General features: G+C 71.1%; 22 protein-coding genes. 21 read left to right on the top strand and 1 reads right to left on the bottom strand.

Annotation, left to right across the window (positions count from 1 at the left end; translation table 11 throughout):
* Positions 1–82 precede the first annotated feature (82 nt).
* The 7 genes from ACWD3E_RS20660 (at position 83) to ACWD3E_RS20630 (ending at position 5070) form a co-directional block, all read left to right on the top strand.
* Positions 83–454 (top strand): hypothetical protein, encoded by a 372-nt coding sequence (locus ACWD3E_RS20660; RefSeq protein WP_451388976.1) that lies wholly within the window; start codon positions 83–85, stop codon positions 452–454.
* 104 nt (positions 455–558) lie between these two features.
* A complete protein-coding gene (locus tag ACWD3E_RS20655; protein ID WP_334540738.1) occupies positions 559–807 on the top strand; it encodes a hypothetical protein in 249 nt (82 codons plus the stop codon).
* Entirely contained in the window at positions 797–1723 is a 927-nt protein-coding gene (locus ACWD3E_RS20650; protein WP_451388975.1) for a hypothetical protein, read from the top strand. The genes ACWD3E_RS20655 and ACWD3E_RS20650 overlap by 11 nt, the downstream gene beginning before the upstream one ends.
* 29 nt (positions 1724–1752) lie before the next feature.
* Entirely contained in the window at positions 1753–2526 is a 774-nt protein-coding gene (locus ACWD3E_RS20645) for a hypothetical protein (RefSeq protein WP_451388974.1), read from the top strand.
* Between the two features lie 294 nt (positions 2527–2820).
* A complete protein-coding gene (locus tag ACWD3E_RS20640) occupies positions 2821–3615 on the top strand; it encodes a hypothetical protein (protein ID WP_451388973.1) in 795 nt (264 codons plus the stop codon).
* 141 nt (positions 3616–3756) lie between these two features.
* Positions 3757–4272 carry a hypothetical protein gene (locus ACWD3E_RS20635; protein WP_451388972.1) on the top strand — a complete coding sequence of 172 codons (516 nt, stop codon included), beginning with the start codon at positions 3757–3759 and terminating at the stop codon, positions 4270–4272.
* 48 nt (positions 4273–4320) lie between these two features.
* Positions 4321–5070, top strand: a complete 750-nt coding sequence (locus ACWD3E_RS20630; RefSeq protein ID WP_079102897.1) for a glycosyltransferase family 2 protein — start codon at positions 4321–4323, stop codon at positions 5068–5070.
* Between the two features lie 83 nt (positions 5071–5153).
* On the opposite strand, the gene ACWD3E_RS20625 is transcribed toward ACWD3E_RS20630, so the two are convergent.
* Entirely contained in the window at positions 5154–5513 is a 360-nt protein-coding gene (locus ACWD3E_RS20625) for a hypothetical protein (protein WP_451388971.1), read from the bottom strand.
* A gap of 278 nt (positions 5514–5791) precedes the next feature.
* Between ACWD3E_RS20625 and ACWD3E_RS20620 the strand changes: the two genes are divergently transcribed.
* From ACWD3E_RS20620 to ACWD3E_RS20555, 14 genes are all read left to right on the top strand, one after another.
* Positions 5792–6898, top strand: a complete 1107-nt coding sequence (locus tag ACWD3E_RS20620; RefSeq protein ID WP_451388970.1) for a hypothetical protein — start codon at positions 5792–5794, stop codon at positions 6896–6898.
* Between the two features lie 38 nt (positions 6899–6936).
* Positions 6937–7395 carry a hypothetical protein gene (locus ACWD3E_RS20615; protein ID WP_334540730.1) on the top strand — a complete coding sequence of 153 codons (459 nt, stop codon included), beginning with the start codon at positions 6937–6939 and terminating at the stop codon, positions 7393–7395.
* Entirely contained in the window at positions 7392–8582 is a 1191-nt protein-coding gene (locus ACWD3E_RS20610; RefSeq protein WP_451388969.1) for a hypothetical protein, read from the top strand. Before ACWD3E_RS20615 ends, ACWD3E_RS20610 begins: the two co-directional genes overlap by 4 nt.
* Before the next feature lie 956 nt (positions 8583–9538).
* Positions 9539–10036: a hypothetical protein gene (locus tag ACWD3E_RS20605; RefSeq protein WP_390655096.1), complete on the top strand. Its 498-nt coding sequence runs from the start codon at positions 9539–9541 to the stop codon at positions 10034–10036.
* Positions 10037–10135: 99 nt separating this feature from the next.
* Positions 10136–10561 (top strand): hypothetical protein, encoded by a 426-nt coding sequence (locus tag ACWD3E_RS20600; RefSeq protein WP_451388968.1) that lies wholly within the window; start codon positions 10136–10138, stop codon positions 10559–10561.
* The gene (locus ACWD3E_RS20595; RefSeq protein WP_451388967.1) at positions 10558–11346 is read left to right on the top strand and encodes a hypothetical protein; all 789 of its coding nucleotides are present in this window, start codon (positions 10558–10560) and stop codon (positions 11344–11346) included. The genes ACWD3E_RS20600 and ACWD3E_RS20595 overlap by 4 nt, the downstream gene beginning before the upstream one ends.
* Entirely contained in the window at positions 11343–12194 is an 852-nt protein-coding gene (locus ACWD3E_RS20590; RefSeq protein WP_451388966.1) for a relaxase/mobilization nuclease, read from the top strand. The genes ACWD3E_RS20595 and ACWD3E_RS20590 overlap by 4 nt, the downstream gene beginning before the upstream one ends.
* Positions 12195–12207: 13 nt before the next feature.
* A complete protein-coding gene (locus ACWD3E_RS20585; protein WP_451388965.1) occupies positions 12208–12909 on the top strand; it encodes a hypothetical protein in 702 nt (233 codons plus the stop codon).
* Between the two features lie 25 nt (positions 12910–12934).
* Entirely contained in the window at positions 12935–13693 is a 759-nt protein-coding gene (locus ACWD3E_RS20580) for a hypothetical protein (protein WP_390655099.1), read from the top strand.
* Complete coding sequence (locus ACWD3E_RS20575; protein ID WP_365154886.1) at positions 13690–13893, top strand: hypothetical protein; 204 nt, start codon at positions 13690–13692, stop codon at positions 13891–13893. Before ACWD3E_RS20580 ends, ACWD3E_RS20575 begins: the two co-directional genes overlap by 4 nt.
* 275 nt (positions 13894–14168) lie before the next feature.
* The gene (locus ACWD3E_RS20570; protein WP_382103170.1) at positions 14169–14552 is read left to right on the top strand and encodes a hypothetical protein; all 384 of its coding nucleotides are present in this window, start codon (positions 14169–14171) and stop codon (positions 14550–14552) included.
* Entirely contained in the window at positions 14549–15352 is an 804-nt protein-coding gene (locus ACWD3E_RS20565; RefSeq protein WP_451388964.1) for a DUF317 domain-containing protein, read from the top strand. Before ACWD3E_RS20570 ends, ACWD3E_RS20565 begins: the two co-directional genes overlap by 4 nt.
* A gap of 29 nt (positions 15353–15381) precedes the next feature.
* Complete coding sequence (locus ACWD3E_RS20560; RefSeq protein WP_390655101.1) at positions 15382–15738, top strand: hypothetical protein; 357 nt, start codon at positions 15382–15384, stop codon at positions 15736–15738.
* Complete coding sequence (locus ACWD3E_RS20555; RefSeq protein WP_451388963.1) at positions 15729–16550, top strand: DUF317 domain-containing protein; 822 nt, start codon at positions 15729–15731, stop codon at positions 16548–16550. The genes ACWD3E_RS20560 and ACWD3E_RS20555 overlap by 10 nt, the downstream gene beginning before the upstream one ends.
* The last annotated feature ends 44 nt before the right edge of the window (positions 16551–16594 follow it).

Genomic DNA, 16594 nt, shown 5'->3' with positions numbered 1-16594 from the left:
CTGCCTCCAGCACCGCAAGTTGTTCGACGAAAACACCGCCTTTCCCACCGAGCTGGCCGCCGCAGCTTGACCGCATAACAACGTGAGGTGTCTCACCCCCTACCTGGACGCCCTCGCCGCGGCTCAGACTCCGGCAGAGATCGAAGCAGTCACCGACCACTTCCTGGACGCCGCCGAACCTGCACTGCGCGCCGTGAGCGACTACCTCGTCGCCGCCGCCCGGTGGCGGCGGGAAAACCGCGGTGCGGCCAAGGGATCTCCCTCAAACCTGCTGATGACGGCGGCCAGCCGGGCGCTGTCGGTCCTGGCCCTCGCCGACGAGGCCAGCCTGAGCAGGCTGCGCGCCGCCTACGACCCGGCCCCCACCCCCGCGACACCGACCGGCTGCCAGCCTGGGGCCAGCGCAGGTGTCCCACCCGCTCCTCCGTCCCCCGGCACCGCGCCCCGCCGATAGCTCTCTCTGCGATTCCAGTCCCGCCCGACTCTCGCAAACGCGATTGCGAGGGACCACCACTGTTGATCGACACGGCACCGCCACCGCCTGCACACGGAGTCCTCTTGAAACGTCCCCCTCACCTGAACCCCACCGAATGGGCCGAATACCAACAACGCCGAGCCGAACTCGACGACCTCATGGCACAGGTCGCCGACCAGGAAGCCCAGATGGAACACGACCTGATCGCCACCCACGACGAGTACGAACTCGGCTTCAGTCAGGAGTCGCAGCCGGGAGTCACCCCCGCTGGACGGACGCCTCCACCGCACCGATCGCCCGCCTCCTCCCGCGGGAGGAACCGTGGCCGCTGACGAAGCGAGCACCCCAGACTCCCGCCGCGTCGCCTCGCTCGCACCGCTTCCCGACCACCGCAACGTGGACACCCCGTGGTGGCAGGAGCTGTGGCGTCGCCACGCGCACATCACCACGCCGCTGCGGGCGCGCGGCCTGCAGTGCGACATCGAGTTCGGCCTCAGCGCCTACATCGTGCGCGTCTCGCTCCCCGACGACAGTTACCTGATCATCGGTCCGCCGCAGGAGCCGTCCTCCGAGCGCCCGCCCGGAGACCCCGAGGGCTGGATCGCGACGCGTGAGCACCCCGACGACCCGTCACTGTTCGAGGTCCTCTACGACTCGGCCCCCTCCGACGACCCCGGTGCTCCCCAGCGGCCCGAAGCCCGCCACGGCGGCAGCGCCCAGCCCCTGATCGAGACGATCAACCACCGCCTGACCCAGCTCGGACTGCTGCCGCACCCCGTCTTGCCCGGCGAAAGCCCACACGTGCACTCAGCCCAGCCGACGCCCCCGCCCCAGGCCCGTGACGTCCCCGGCACACCCGACGACGCTCCCATCTACATCTACGGCGACGCGCTGCGCGCTCTGACCGACCGGCTCAATGGAGCCGAGTCGCATGCGGATGCCGCTGCCCTGCTGCACCAGATCCTGGAGCCCACCGACGGCCTGCTGGCGCAACTCGGCGAGTTCTTCGAAGCAGTCGGGGAGAAGGCCAAGGAAGCGGAGGAGGACGACGGCTTCGACCTGTCCTACGACCTCGCCGACGCCGCCGCCGAGATCCGCAACCTCGCAGAGGTCCTGCACGTGGCCGAGGACCGGATGCGGGCCCTCACCCCGCTCGCGTCGGCGCCGCGACTGCCCTCCAGCCCGGCCCGTACACCGTCCCTTCCCCCGCGAGTGCTCCCGCCGGCGCAGCCGCGGAACGCGCGCTGACCCGGACCATCGCTTCCCTCCAGGAACACATGACCTCACCCCCCACCGACCTGGCCGCCTTCGCCGCCGGCCTTGCCGCGCGCCTGCCCGGCACCTGGACCAGCGAGTACCAGTGCCACGCGCAGTACGCGGACCAGTTCCCCCGTACCGAGCAGCTCTGGGACACCGGTCACGTCGACTATGTCGTCAGCCAGTACGTCCTCACCCACGACGCCGTGCTCCACGGGCCGGCCGACCAGAGGCTGTACGTGGCCAACCGTCCCCGCTATCTGCACCAGTTCGTCGTCGCCCCGCTCACACCCGACAGCACGCACATCAAGCCCCACCACTTCGCCGGAGTGGAGGAACCCAACGGCATCGCTGTTCCCAAGGACCCCGCACGCGCGGCAGCACGAGTCGCCCGGCGGCTGCTGCCCCGCTACGGAGAAGCCCTGCAGGCCGTCCTCAACAACGCGGCGCACCAGCCCCGGCCACCGCACCGGCCCCAACCGCCACAGGTCGACCAGATCCTCACGCTGACCCTCTACAGCGACGGCGCCCTCGGCGCACCGTACGAGAGCGTGCCGGTGGATGCCCGCATGACCCTGTACACCCACGGCTTCCAGTACCACCCGCACCAAGCAGCGTTCCTCCTGCCCACCGCCTACGGGGACACCGGTCGCGCCCTTCGCGTCCACGCCGTGGTCCAGCAACTCACGGCCAAGGGCATCGGCGTGAACCTGCGCCACTCGGCGCCCACCACCAGCGCCGCCCTTCCGCCGGCCTCAGCGAAGGCCGCGTCCCCGATCCGCCGTACGCGCTGACCCGCCCGCCGCCCTCAAATCCTTGGAGTCTCCATCCGCATCACCCGCCGCACCCTGCCGCTGTTCGCCGGCGCCGCCTGCCTCGCCCTGGCGCTCACCGGTTGTGCCACCGACAACGATGCTGCCGTCGCCAAGCAGACGCCCAGCGCCAGCAGCGCGCCGCAGCCGGCGCCTGCCCTCAGCGCCGCCCAGGCCCGCGCCGTCATCACCCACTACTCGCAGATCAACAACGAGGCCAACGCTGATCGCAACCGCGCCCTGCTCGACACCATCGAGGACGGCCCGCTGTACGCCATGTCCGTCTCGGACTACACCGAGACCGAGGGACTTCCCGCGGCCGACCGCACGCCCTACAAGCCCTGGTCCTACGACACCGCCAGCACCAAGCTGTACATCCCGCGCCTGGCCGCCGGACAGGACCGCTGGTTCGCCGCCGCGCTCTCGGACGACAAGGGCAAGGCCCCCTCGCGTCTGGCGGTGTTCGCCGAACGACCCCAGCACAAGCGCTGGGAGATGGTCTCCGTCGTCGACCTCGACAGCCCGAAACTGCCGGACATCGCACTCGACCACGACGGGTACGCGACGGCCGTCGCCGCCGACGGCAACAAGCACCTCGCCGCCGACGCCAGCGTTCTGCGTGCCGCGGTGCTCGACAACTTCGCCACCGGCGGCACGCACACCGGGACGAAGGTCTTCACGCCGACCACGGCGAGCAAGCGGCAGATCGAAGTCCACGACAAGACCGGCACCCGCTACGGGTACCAGGGCACCACCGTCTTCGCCGGCGCCGACAACCGCTACAAGGACGCCTACGCCCTCAAGACCACCGACGGCGGCGCGCTGATCCTCTTCTCCCACATGCACACGCAGACCGACGCCGTCGCGCACTCCGGCCTGCAGATCAACCCCGGCAAGGAGGACCGGGCCTGGCTCCACGCCGTGCCCCGCACCTCCATCAGGTACACGTTCGTGTGCAACGACGCCGCCACGGTCCCCGCGAAGGCCGCCCCGTCCCGCCTGATCGGCTACACCTGCGCCCGCACCGACGCCTCCGGCCCGCCGGTCCCGTCCTGGTCGGACCGCGCGTAGACGCACCCGCGCGCCACCTGATGGCCGCCGACCGTTTCCCGCCCCCTGCTTGCTGCGGAGAATTCCCTGTCCACTCGCTCCTTCATCGCCCGCCCCACCGTCGGCACGGGGTACACCGGCATCCACGTCCAGCTCGACGGCGTGCCCAGCCACCACCTCCCCCTGCTGCTGGCCGCCTACCAGTACAAGTTCGGACGCAACGTCGAGGCCATGTGGCGGCACCTCATCGACGACGTCGCCGTCGGCTGGGAGGAACTCGGCACCGATCTCCTCGACGATGCCCCGCCCGCACTCGTGGCCGCGCTGACCGGCGGCGAGCACTGGCCCAGCCGAACCCTCGACCAGCTGGTCACCCCGGACGGCTCTCCGCCGGTACGCATGTCGGTCACCGACGAGACAGCCGATGCGCAGGACATTGAGTGGGGGTACGTCCTACACAAGGAGGGCGTCGAGGTGATCAGCCTCTTGCACGAGGACATCGGCCCCATCGTGAGCTGGTCCATCGACCCGCGCACCGCCTTCAACGACCACCCGGCGGCCTGGTCCTCCCGCGCCTCCCCGCCCGCTATCCGGGCATCGCGCAGCACGCCGACTCCGAGCGCTCCTGCCGCAGCCCCGGCGAAGGCCGGCCCCTCGCGCCCCACCGCCCGCCGCTAGCTTTCCCTCGTCTTCCCGGAGCCTTCCCTGCCCCCGCACACCACGCCCCTGATCACCGTCGTCATCGCCAGCCGCCTGCGCGAAGACCGGCTCGACTACCTGACCGCCATGCACGCGAGCCTGACCCGGCAGTCCGTGCCGTGGGAGGCCGTGATCGCACTCGACGGTGCCTCGCCCGACCGCCTGCCGGCCCCGCTCGCACAGGATGCCCGCGTTCGCACCCTGTCGCTGCCCCGGCCGGTCGGCGCCGCCTGCGCCCGCAACCTGGCCCTGAACCACGTACGCACCCCGTACACCAACTGGGCGGATGACGATGACGAGTTCACCGACGATGCGATGGCCGTACGGCTGAACACCCTGGAGTCGACCGGGGTCGGCTGGTGTGCGGGCTGGAGCGAGGACCACTACCCCGACGGCTCGACCACCCTGTGGCGCTGCCCCACGCCGCCCGGCCGGCACGCGGCCGGCGACGTGTGGACGTACTGGAAGTCGCCGGCGGACACCATCCCCATCGGGCCGACCACGATCCTCGCCCGCACCGACCTCGTGCGCGCCGCGCCGATGGGCGGCCTCGTCCAGGGCGAGGACTACTGCGCAGCCCTCGGCGTCACCGCGCTCGCGCGCGGGATCCTGCTGCCAGTGCCCGTGTACAGGTACCGCAAGTGGAACGGGCAGATGACAGCCCAGGTCGGATACGACCAGCTGGAGGTGGCGGCCCGCGAGCACGCCTGGGCGTACGGCCGCAGCCTGCGCTCCGTCCTGCACGGCGAGGACCTTCTAGGATCCGCGAATTCGTGAGCATTTCCGCGTGATCATGAGCACTGTCCGAGCAAATCCAGGTGATCATGAGCATTGGCAACGTTCAGTAGTTGTCACTTTCCTCAAGCCCGGGTGTTAGCGCGGGCGCGGCCGACCTCCTCCTGGATGCGGTCGCGCAACCAGGGCGGCATGTCCACCGGGGCACCCTCTGCGTCAGCGAGATAGATGCAGAGTTGCCCACGCATCTCGTCCTGGCGCGGATGACCGAAAGCCTCGACGACCCGACGACCCACCTCATTGAGATCTTGGTGTGGAGCATCCACGTCCGACTGGTCATAGAACATGTGCAGGCCGGGAACACCGGGCAGGGGTCGAGTCACCTTCGGCCCCGCGTCCCCGACAATCCGGCTCTCGGCGTCCCAGTACCGGATGAAGCGCAGGTTGTACGCGCTAACGACGGCCAACATCGCCAGGTCGCTCATAGCCAATCTCCTGCCTCGCAAGGGAGTTTGGACTCTAGCCGCCGCGCCGACCTGCTGGGCCGAGAGCGACCTGGTCCACCAGCGTCAAGGCCGACCCTGGTTACCGGAACCAACGTTCACCGCGGCCATTAGTACCTCACTCGCCGTTACCTATCCGAGCTAGGAGAACCACCGATTGCTCAATCTGCACCTACAGCGCCACGGCTCACTGCGTGCGGATTTCGATGTTTCCGCGGGAGCCCGTGCTCACGAAGTCGCGCTCCCTACAGACCTGGTCCATGGCTGAGGCGCAGATCATCCTGACGCACAGCCGGGAGTCCGGGATCGTCGCCATCGCCTCGGGCGAGCAGTACCCCTGGGCGCACACCGCCCTCGCGGAGAACGGCTTCCAGCGGGACGACGACGGCGTCTGGCACCTGCCCGCGGACGGCACCAAGACCACCGTGGTCGACCTGATCAGGTGCGCGAAGCGGCACCGCACCAGCGTGCACACGAGCAGCCGCCGGTTCATCGGCGACGCCGCCCGCGACCTCACGCGCCTCCTGCCCGGCCAGTGGCGCGCCTCGGTCGAGATCTACTCGCACCCCGCCTGGCAGGAAGACCTCGTCCCCTGGATCTGGGACAGCGGCGAACTCGGCCGCGCCGTCCAGAGCGAGCGAATCCCCTACGCCGCGCTCCTCACCGACGCGGTGCAGGGCACCACGCTGCTGTTCATCGAACGTCCCGGCCGTCAAGTCGACTACCTGGTTGGAGCCTTCTCGCCCGAGGGACTGGAAGGGGGCTACGGCGATCCCCACGCCCCGCGCAGCATCGTCCTGCCGCCGGTTGCCGGGCGGGCTGCCCAGGCCCTCACCGGCCGGTACCTCCCCGCCTACGAGCAGGCCGTCCACGCCCGCCAGACGGCGGCCATCGCCGCCGTGCTCGGGGACATCCGCTGCGAGCACGACACCTGGCAGGCCATGAACGCCTCCGGCCGCTACAGCGACGCCACCCCGCTGAGCGCCGCCGCTCTCGGCGCCGCGACGGAGTTGTTCCTCGACCACGCCTGGCGCCGTTTCCTGACCGTCGTCGACCACGCCCCGGCGCTGCTCGACCGGTGCCGACCCGCGAGCAGCCCGTGGCCCGACGACGCCGCGGCCCTCTCCCGTCTGGCCGACGCCGTGATCGATGCCGAGACCCTGGTCGACGAGATCGTCCACGGCGGTTTCGTGCCGGAGCAGGAGCGCCGAGCACGCGCGTGGCCGGCCATCGAGACCTGGCTCACTGACGGCGAAACGTTCTTGCGGCAGGCCCGCATCAGCGCACCCCACCGCCGCCCGGCCCTGCCCGTCGCCGCGCCGGCCCGCCCCTTCACCACGGCCCGGCCCGCGCACCGCGGCCCCTGACCCCTTCCGCCCCACGCCCCGAGGAGAACACTGCCCCCTTGCACCCCGGCACCCACTTCGCCTTCGGCGACCACGAGGAACACGGCTTCGTCGCCTCCTTCACCGCGTCTATGCCCGCGCACCTCGCCCACTGGTACCTGGAGCGCGAGCAGTTCGAGCCCGTTCCCGGAGAACCCGGCCTGTACCGGCTCAGCGAGCCCGAGCGCGACGGAGTCCGCCGCACCCGCCAAGCCGTCCACGACCTGCGCCGCCAGGGCTACACCGTGCAGGCCGACATCCGGCTTGACCCGTCCCTCTCGGCCGGACCGGCACACCCCGCCCGGCCCCACGGACTCGAGGAGCGCCGCAGCCGTCTCGCCCGGGCCGCCGCCGGCCGGACGACGCAGCGCTCTACACCGCCCACCACCTCCCCGCCAGCGGCCCGGCCGATCCCGCCGAAGCCCACCTACGCTCCGACCGTCCACCTGACGGCCGCGACCGGCGGGCGGTCCCGATGACTCCCGCGAGCAGTCCGGCCCCCGACGGCCCCTTGCCGACCGCTCCCGAACTGGCCAACGCGGCACGCGACTTCCGTTTGCGGCTGGCGGTCATCGACCGCGAGACCGAGGCCGCGCTCGATAGGACACGCGACCGCTACGGTCGTACCGTTAACGCGGGCGCCGCGGCTGCCGCACGAGCCCACCGCGACAAGGCCGCGGTGGAGGCGTACGCCGCCCACCTCGCCCCGCACGCCGAGGCTCTCCTCGATGCCGCCCGCCTGGTGCTCGATGAGCTGCCACCCGCTCGGCACCTGGCCGGGTGGCGGGCCGTCCTGGACGGCCTGGCCGTTTCGGCCGCCGAGATCCGCCGGGCGCTCGACCGGCCAGCCGCCCCCGGTTCCCCGGCCGCGCGCGCTCAGCACGCGGCCCTGTGGCCGCACCTGGCCGCCTGGGCGGACCACGGCTCCATCGCCAGCAACCTCGCCGACCAGCAGGGCGGCCAGCACCACAAAGCTCCGCTGACCGACGAGGAACAGCAAATGTGGACCAAGAAGGCCCAGGCCGCGCAAAGGCGCGGCGAGCTGGAGCTGACCGAGTCGTGGTACGCCGCCGACGGGCAGCCGATCACCCTCGCCTATTTGGTCGAGGATGACGACTCGACGGTGGTCGCGCTGCGCGGCGACCCGGACGCACCGGGCTGGCAGGTTGTCGGGCACTACGCCCACGAGTACGAGGCGGGCAAGGTGCTGCCCGCTCCGGTTCCGCCCGGCGTGCTGCGCGCGGACGTCTCCCGGTTCAACCGCCCGGCACCGGTCCCGGAGGTGTCCCTGCAGGACCTCATCCGCGATGTCGTCGAAGGCCACAGTGCCGGTGACGCCTCCAACGCGCTTCTCAGCGCTGTCCAGCGCGGCTATGACGCCGGCCCGATGGTCCGCCTGCAGGAACTCCTGGAGACCAGCGGCCAGTTCGCCAGCGCCCTGGAGACCGTGCAGGGCCGCCAGATCGCCGCCCGCCTGGCAGCGCTGAGCCGACAGATCGAGTTCCTCACCCGCGAAGTCGAAGAGGCGGCCGAGGACCTCGACGCGACCGTCGCCGTCCTGCCCCCGCACCGCACCCCCGTGCTGCGCACCCGTCCGCGCCCCGCCGTGGACACCACACCGCCCAAGCCGCCACCCCGCGCCAGCACCACCGCCCGACACCGCTAAGCCCATGTCCCACCTGGTCTTGACGAACACGAGCCCATGGAGCAGTACGCGATCAACCTTGCCCTCGCAAAATACGAGCACGATCGTGAGCTGTCTTGAGCGCCCACGGCCTAGGGGCGGCCATGCCAGCCGCCCCGGAGCAGCGGCTACTGCTGACGCTTACTCACGTGTGACACGGCGGTCATGCCGGCGCCGTAGGTGAAGGCAAGGACCGCACCGCCAGAAGCGACGGCGGTGAGGGCAGGCTGCCCCAGAACAGCGGAGCCGATCCCCGCAACCAGCCCAGCGATGACGGATACCAGAGCAACGACGACAACGTGATACACGCGGTGGTCACAGGTAGAAGTGGTGGCAGACAAGTAGGGCCCTCCCATACTCCGTCGGAGCGCCGTCACCTGAATCAGGGCAGGGTGCAGCCTGCGCTGGATTCACGTCACAGCGTCGCCGCCCAGCGGGCGTCGCGATAGGGAAGCGCCGGCCAGGCGCGCCTATCGCTCCTCGGATGGAGCGCCGTAGCGGTTGGCCATCATCACCAATGCACCATGCCTTTCAAGGATCTCGTCAACCACGTCCATGGTAGCCAACCCCACTGACACCCAGGCAAGTTGGTAGCCGTTTCTTGGGGGCCCAAGCTGCAGCGACTCCCACTCACCTGGTCTTCACGCGCGAAGCCTCGTTGCAGGCACACCTCTCCTGGTGGCCGTGATTCCTGGCCAAGCATCCCGCCCGCCGCGCCGCCCTCGCCGGACACCTCGCCAAGCAGCCGCTCGCCGGCCCGGCGCTCCCTGGCACCGGCGCGGCCTTCGCTCTCACCGTCCTTCTCGCCGCGCGCCGACATCTGGGCTCTGCGGGCAGTCGCGGTGCGGCTGGCGCCGGTGCCTGCTCCGTGGCCGGTACATGACGCCCTGATCAGGGCGCAACCCCACTACTTCCAACCCCTTTGAGGAGATCGAATTATGGCCGTGCGTACGCACTGGACCGTGGAGCACGCCTGCTCCCACCGAGTGGATCACGACCTGTCCAACCGCCCTGCCGACAAGCGGGCCAGCTTCGCCCGCTGGCTCGCGTCGAAGGACTGCACCGACTGCTGGAAGGCGGCGCGCGACGCCGACACCGGGTCCAAGGAGGAGTGGCTCGCGGCCAAGCGGGCCGAGGAGCAGCAGGCAGCCCTCGCGTGGGCGAAGCAGTTCGACATGCCGCAGTTGGAGGGCCCGGCCAAGGCCCTGGACTGGGGTGAGCGCTCCCGCCACCAGCTGATGACATCCGCGCACACCGCACTCGTGGTCGAGGGCACGTGGGACGAGGCGGACTGGGCGGAGCTGGAGGAGAAGGCCCGCACCATCACCCGTGCCGGATGGTGGATCGACCAGCGCGACGCCGAAGGCACTGACCTGCTCGAACTCCTCGACGCAGCCGATGAGGCGGACCGCGGGACGGAGAACCCGTTCCGCTGACGGCGGGGCAACATAGCCGGAGAACGCCGGTTAGCCAAACCGGCGTTCCTCCGGACTATTGATGCTCCCACCCCGCCAGCATCTGCGTGGAAGGAACTCATGTCCCAGCCCCCGCCCACCTCGGCGTTCGCACCGACGCCCGACCCGCTCACCCCCGATCGGGACATCACTCACGCCCACTTCCAGGCCGGTGACACCGTCGTCGTCCTGAAGGGGATGGCCGGCGGCGAACTGTGGGGCGATGCGATGCGCGTCGTGGCCCCGTCCTGGCACACCCCGACCGACGAGGACGGCTGGCGGCTGCGTGATGCGACCGGCGGCGCCCAGTCCTACGTCACCGCCCACCCCCGCTACCTCGTGCACCTCTCGCGCCGCTGCCCGGACTGCCTGATCTACCTACGGGCCATGGAGGATGCCCTCCTTACGCGGTTCGCCAACCGCGACGAGCTGATCGACTGCGGCTGGTACATCACCACCGCCCTGGGCCAGCTCGTGCACATCGCGGACATCCGGAGTGGTCGATGACTTCCCCCACGCACCGTCCCGGCCGTTTCGCCGCGCTCGACAGAGCCAGGGCCCGAGCCACCGCATCTCCGGTCGATTCTTCCTGGCCGCTTCACCTGGCCGAAGACCTCCGCGACATCGAGGCCGACTGGAGAACTTCGGCCGAGGTGTGCGCGGATGCTGCCTGGGCGGCACGGTCGGCCGGCCACAGCGTCCTGGCCCTGCTGTCCCCGCAGGACGTCACCGCAATGGGCCTTGACCCGATCACCGCCCGCACCTTGGCTCATCTGTACCTGAGCGCCCTGCGGTTCGACTTCCGCTGCCCCACCCTCCAACGCCTCGTCGAACAACTCGCGGAAACCGCGCGTCAGCCGCTGGACTGCTACACGCGGACCTTGTACGCCTTCGCGCTGCTGGGCCAGTCCCGCCCGGAGGGCCTGGCGGTCATGGACGAGGTCCTCGCGGAGGCCGGGCAGCACACCAAGACCCTGCACGTCCTGCTGCACGGGCTGTGGCTCGGCCAGGACCTGGACCACGGCGCGGAGCGTCTCCTGGCCCTCAGCTCCCGTCCGGCCCTCGCCACCGGCAGCGACCCGATCGTCCTCTTCCGCGTGGCGGGTGCCCTGCGGCGGCTGGGCCGGTACGACGAAGGGCTGGGCGCCATCGACAGGGCGATCGACTGTCTCCCGCCGGGGGACACCTCGGTGCACGCCGACCTGGTCCGCGAGCGCTCCCTGCTCTGCATAGCCCGCGACCTTCATCAGCATCGGCCGCCCACCCGCACGTCGAGCGGGGTGCCGTCATGATCCCCCGCCTGCACGCGCGGACCCACTCGCCGCGCGACCCGCTCGCCGAGGCACTCGGGCGGCCCCTTTCCCCGAACGAGGGTCTGACGGAGTACACCATCGTCGCCCACTGGCCGGGCCTGGACTACTACACCCCGGATGACGAGCAGAGAACCTGGACGTCCGTTCAGTGGGCCGAGCACCTCGAAGATCCCTACCTGGAGCATCCGTTCACTGCCAGTGCGGACGACCACTGGCGGGCGATCCTCCATCTCGACATCCGCCTCCACCCGGACGACCGGGAGCTGACCGGTCCCGAGTGGGCCGAAACCGCTCACCGGTTCGCGCGAGCCGCCGGTATCGAGATACCCGGCGCCGCGGAGCACGGCTGGCGGTGGATCGCCGTCCAGGCACAGCCCGGGCGCCTGGACCTGATCGCCAACCTGATCCACCTCGACGGCACCTGGCGCACCCCGCCCTCAGACATACTGCGGCGCCTTGCGGACGAGGCACGCCGCATCGAACAGGACCTCAACTTGATCCCCGCCCGCACCGGACCCGCGATACGCCCCGCTGTCCGTACGGCGCCCACCGCATCCGCGCAGTTCGCGAGCGTCCTTACGCAGCTCGCCGACGAGCAGGCCGGCCCGCTGGCCACGGTCCGCGGACTGATCGAGCACACCGCTCACCGCATCGCCCGCCAGCCCGGAGCCGCCAGCATCGAAGCGGCACACGGTCTGGAGCTGATCGCCCGCCGGCTCCACGCGATCCAGCAGGACCTGGACACCACCGCGGCCCACCTGGTCCGCCGGTCCCGGATCGCCGCTGCACCGCCCGTTGCCCGGCACACCGCCCACAGATCTCCGTAGGAGCAACGCCTTCTTGCCCCATACCGGCCGCTTCATGGACATCCGCCGCGACTCGAAATCCAGCGAACTCCTCGCGCGCGGCGGGGACTTGGAGGCACACAGCATTCTCCAGCGCGCGGGATTCATCGCGGTCGTCCGCCTCCACGAGACCTACCACCGCGCCCCCGCCGGCCTCACCGAGGACGACGAGTCCCGTCTCGCCACCGATGCCGTAGCGCGCCTGCGGGCTGCCGGGTACCACGTCGACTGCGACGAACCTTTCGACACCGACGCCCGCCCCGCGCGCTATCCCACGCTCGGTACCTCGGTCTCCCACCTCGCCGAACGCCTGCGCGAAGCCACCGACACCGCCGAGGCAGCCGACATCCTCACCGAACTCACCGCGCCCCACGACGGCATCCTCGCCGGGTTGGAGGAAACCCTCGGCGCTCTGGCGGAGTTCTTCGACGAACTCGGCAACGCGACCGATCCGCACACCGCCCGGCGCCTGCGCTACCTCGCCGACGAATACGTCCGCGTCATCCACTCCGACCTCGCGTACACCCGCGAACGGCTGGCCGACCGGCACGCCCCTCACCCCGGCCGCCGCCCCTGCGCCGAGCAGGTGCCCGACCACGAGCCCGAACGCTCCGCCGTGTACGCCTGCCCACCCCCGCCGCGTGCACTGCCGGCCCCGGCACCGCCGCCCGTCGGTGCCACCCGCCTGCGCCGCTGAGCCCCTGCAACTGCCCAAGGACACCATGCACGACCACGACACCTCCGAGCACCTCGCCTCGTACGCCGACGTCCTCGCCGGTGAACTCCCCGATACCTGGACCAGCACGCACCTGACAGCCGACGCCAAAGACGACCTCGCCGAAATCGCCGACCGGATCTGGGACCTGGACCTGGTCGCCGCCTCCCTCGCCGAGCACCCGCTGACGCAGGCAGCCGTCCTGAGCCGCCCCGACGGCGCCCAGCTCGTCCTCCTGGACCGGCACGACGGACGCGACGGCTTCCTTCTCGCCGCCGTCGCCCCGCGCGCCCTGCCCGACGAGGCGTACCGGGCTGTCCCTGAGCCCAACGGCGTCGCCCTGGCAGACGACCCGTTCCTGAGTGCCGAGCAGGTCGCTGGCGATCTGCTCGCCCGCTACGACCGTGCGCTCGCACAGGTCCGGCACAACGCCCTGGGTGGCATCCAGCCCTCCCAGCCGGACCGGATCGTCCTGACCTGGCAGCCGGACGGCAGCGTCGCCACCGCCCCCGCCGACGACCGGGCCGGCACGATCCTCGTCGCCCACGGCTTTATCCAGGACCCGCAGAGCGGCATCTACCGCCTGGGTGGTGACGACACCCAGGTCCAGGCCCGCGCCCTACGCGAGATCGGCCCGCGCCTCGACGCGCTCGGCATCGGTACCGCCCTCCAGCACCCCGCCGGACGGACCGCGCCTACCTCAGCCCCGGCATCCATGCCGCCGACCCCGTCCGGCACCCGTACGCCAACCGCCAGGACTCGATGAACCAGGCGGAGGCCGACCTGGGCATCCCCGCCCTGCTCCTGACCGGTCATGACGTCAAGTGCACGCCCGGCGTCTTCGACGAAGCCGCCTGCCGGCTGGCCATGCACGGCCTCCGCACCAGAGCGGCCCGTCCCGCAGCGCAGCAACCGGCACCGGACGGCTCCCCGTCGCACTCCGCACCGGCCCGCCGTACCCCGTAAGACGCCCGAGCGGCCCCGGCACCACGCCGGGGCCGCCCAGCACACCGCCCGACTCCCGGAGAAACCCGTAGCACCCCGCACACCCCCACCGATCAGCAACCGTCTCAAGCCCCGGCTCGCCACAGCCCTGTTCCGCCGCTATCTGCGCGCTTGCATACCGACCGGTCCCGACCACGCCTCCCCGCTGACCGGCGCCCGCCCGGAGGGCGTCCTCACCGAGTCACAGCGCGTCGGGCAGCGCCACCACCACTGACCGTTCACCGCCCCGGAGGAGCATGTCCCACCCCGCCCCCTATCCGGTGAGACTGGCCGACGAGATCACCCGCCAGCTCGGCCAGCTCGCCGACCACCTCTCGCAGCTTCCCCCACCCCAGGCCGCGCAGATCATCGCCCGCGTTCTCGACCCGGACGCCGGAGTCCTCGGCGGCGTCACTCACCTCGTCGCCACCGGAAGCGTGTTCGCCAAGGACCAGGCAGAGCGCGGCGCGCTCCCCGCGGAGGTGTGGCTCGCTCTGGGCCGTGCCTCGAACGAACTGCACGACATCACCCTCGACCTGGACGAACACAAGGACGCCCTGGCGCACGTCAGCACCCAGCCCGCCACCACCGCGGCGAAGCGCCCAGTGCCCGCACCACTCGTGGTCCGGCGGCGCCGGTGAAGAAGAAGCAGTGGCAGGGCTGGGGGCCCGGCGAGCAGGCCGAGCAGCACTACCTCGTCCAGCCCCGTGCCCTGGCAGGCGGCGGCGACGTCCGGCACGTCTCGGAGTTCCTGCGCGCCTCGGGCTGGCGGGACAAGTCCAAGACCGGCGGCCCCTTGTTCATGGAGAGCCCGGACCGGACCGTCCGCGTCGCCTACGACCCTTACGTCCTTCCCGGCGGCTGGACCATCCACGGCCGGGCAGACGGGGCCAGCGGCGAGTGGTCGGCGCACCTGGGCCGTCAGGCCCCGGTAGAGATCGTCGCCGGCCTGACCGACGCCCTCACCCGTCCCCGCTCCGCACACGCCCCCAACGTCTGGGCTCCACTGCAGGAGCAGAACTGGCACACGCGTTTCGAGGGCGAACACTACGTCGCGACCAGCCCCGATGGCACCGCCTGGATGCAGTACCGCCAGAACCCCGACGGGGCGGCGATGTGGTGGAGCGGAGCGCAGGACAAGCAAGGCAACGGCTGGACGGCCCACTTCACGCCGAACACCCCGATGCACCTCGTGCAAGCCTTCTCCACCGAACTCGCCAGCCCCGACCCCGTGATGCGCCCGCGCGGACGCGTACCCCACAGCGCGCAGATCCGCACCTGGTCGGTATGCGTCAAGCCCTCCCAACTCAGCGCCTGGCAACAGGCCCGCATCACGGCCGCCCGAGCCGCCACCTGGGCCCGCAACAGCGCCCGAAGCACCAGACCGCGCACCACCGCCCGCGCCCACGCCGCCGCCGACGGCGCACGAACCCGCCGCTGACCACGACACCCACCACCCCGAGGAGCCCGATGCCCGCACTCACCCCGGACACCATCCGCGCCGCGACCGACACCCTGTGCCGCCTCACCGAATACCTGCGCGAGAACCCCGACCCCAAGGAGGCGCTCGCTCTCGTCGAGCCCCTCCTCGACGAATACACCGGCCTGCCCATCCAACTCGGCGACACCCTGCGCGCCCTCGCCCGCGCCGTACAGAGCCACCCGAACACACCACGCAGCGAGAAGATCAGCGATCTGGTCACCGAGCTGCGTGCCGCCGCGTGGGTGCAGACCGACCAGTACATGCTCCACTACGTCCTGGACGAGCTGCGCAAGCAGATCGTCAGCGCCGCCTCGAGCGAGCCGGGGTGCGGCCGGTGCCACTGAGCGAACGGCAGCTCGCCGGGTTCGCCGACAAGCACGCCTGGCGGATCCCCTTCGACACCAGCCCCCGCCACCTCGCCGGCCCCGGGGATGCCCGCCACGTCACCCACGGCCTGGCCGCCGCCGGATGGAGCGCCGTCTCCGACCCTTTGAGTGCCGAGATCGTCCTGCGCAGTCCCGACCTCCGCCACAGCCTCCAGTTCGACCCGCAGTCCGCCACCTCTGCGTGGTGGCGGCTGCGGGCCGAGCCCACCGACACCGAGCCCGGCTGGTACGCCGAGTTCGGTGAACTCGTGCCCGCCGAGGTCCTCACCGGCTTCACCGACGCCCTCATCGCCCCGCCGCCACAACAGCCAGACCCGTGGCAGCCGGTGACCTCGGCGGGCTGGCACCGCGACTCGGACGGTACGGCGCGCTCACCGGACTCCATGTGCCACATCGAACTGCGCCCGTTGAGCGAATTCAGTGACCGGTCGTCCTGGCACGTTGAGACCTGCGAGCCCGGCGACGGGCAGTTCCCCGGCCCGCGCATCTGGCACGCCTACTTCGATGAGGACGTCCCCGCCCACCATGTCGGATCGTTCCTCACCGCGCTGGCCGACCGCAGCCCGCTCCAGCGCGGCATGTACGACCGCACTGGCCACTACAGCGCCATACAGGAGCCCAGCCCGCTGCGCCCGCAGCAGGTGGTCGACGCCCACACTGCCCGTATCGCGTCGCTCCGCGGCCGGGCACGCTCCGCCCGCAAGCAGCAGACGAAACCCGCACCGACCCCGGCGCCGGCCCACACCGCCCAGCCGGCCGCCCGTCGCTGAACCGACAGGACCCCTTTCCCATTTCCGCCGATCACCGCGCACAC

The organism is Streptomyces sp. NPDC002676 (genome assembly GCF_053592455.1).
Note: the sequence above shows the minus strand (reverse complement) of the source record. Positions and strands in the feature narration are given on the sequence as shown.

Bases quoted from the DNA above. Each gene is read 5' to 3' on its own strand.
- ACWD3E_RS20575 (WP_365154886.1), top strand. From the start codon at position 13,690: ATGAACCAGGCGGAGGCCGACCTGGGCATCCCCGCCCTGCTCCTGACC.
- ACWD3E_RS20620 (WP_451388970.1), top strand. From the start codon at position 5,792: ATGGCTGAGGCGCAGATCATCCTGACGCACAGCCGGGAGTCCGGGATC.
- ACWD3E_RS20625 (WP_451388971.1), bottom strand. From the start codon at position 5,513: ATGAGCGACCTGGCGATGTTGGCCGTCGTTAGCGCGTACAACCTGCGC.
- ACWD3E_RS20605 (WP_390655096.1), top strand. From the start codon at position 9,539: ATGGCCGTGCGTACGCACTGGACCGTGGAGCACGCCTGCTCCCACCGA.
- ACWD3E_RS20640 (WP_451388973.1), top strand. From the start codon at position 2,821: ATGTCCGTCTCGGACTACACCGAGACCGAGGGACTTCCCGCGGCCGAC.
- ACWD3E_RS20580 (WP_390655099.1), top strand. From the start codon at position 12,935: ATGCACGACCACGACACCTCCGAGCACCTCGCCTCGTACGCCGACGTC.
- ACWD3E_RS20610 (WP_451388969.1), top strand. From the start codon at position 7,392: ATGACTCCCGCGAGCAGTCCGGCCCCCGACGGCCCCTTGCCGACCGCT.
- ACWD3E_RS20595 (WP_451388967.1), top strand. From the start codon at position 10,558: ATGACTTCCCCCACGCACCGTCCCGGCCGTTTCGCCGCGCTCGACAGA.
- ACWD3E_RS20560 (WP_390655101.1), top strand. From the start codon at position 15,382: ATGCCCGCACTCACCCCGGACACCATCCGCGCCGCGACCGACACCCTG.
- ACWD3E_RS20645 (WP_451388974.1), top strand. From the start codon at position 1,753: ATGACCTCACCCCCCACCGACCTGGCCGCCTTCGCCGCCGGCCTTGCC.
- ACWD3E_RS20600 (WP_451388968.1), top strand. From the start codon at position 10,136: ATGTCCCAGCCCCCGCCCACCTCGGCGTTCGCACCGACGCCCGACCCG.
- ACWD3E_RS20570 (WP_382103170.1), top strand. From the start codon at position 14,169: ATGTCCCACCCCGCCCCCTATCCGGTGAGACTGGCCGACGAGATCACC.
- ACWD3E_RS20590 (WP_451388966.1), top strand. From the start codon at position 11,343: ATGATCCCCCGCCTGCACGCGCGGACCCACTCGCCGCGCGACCCGCTC.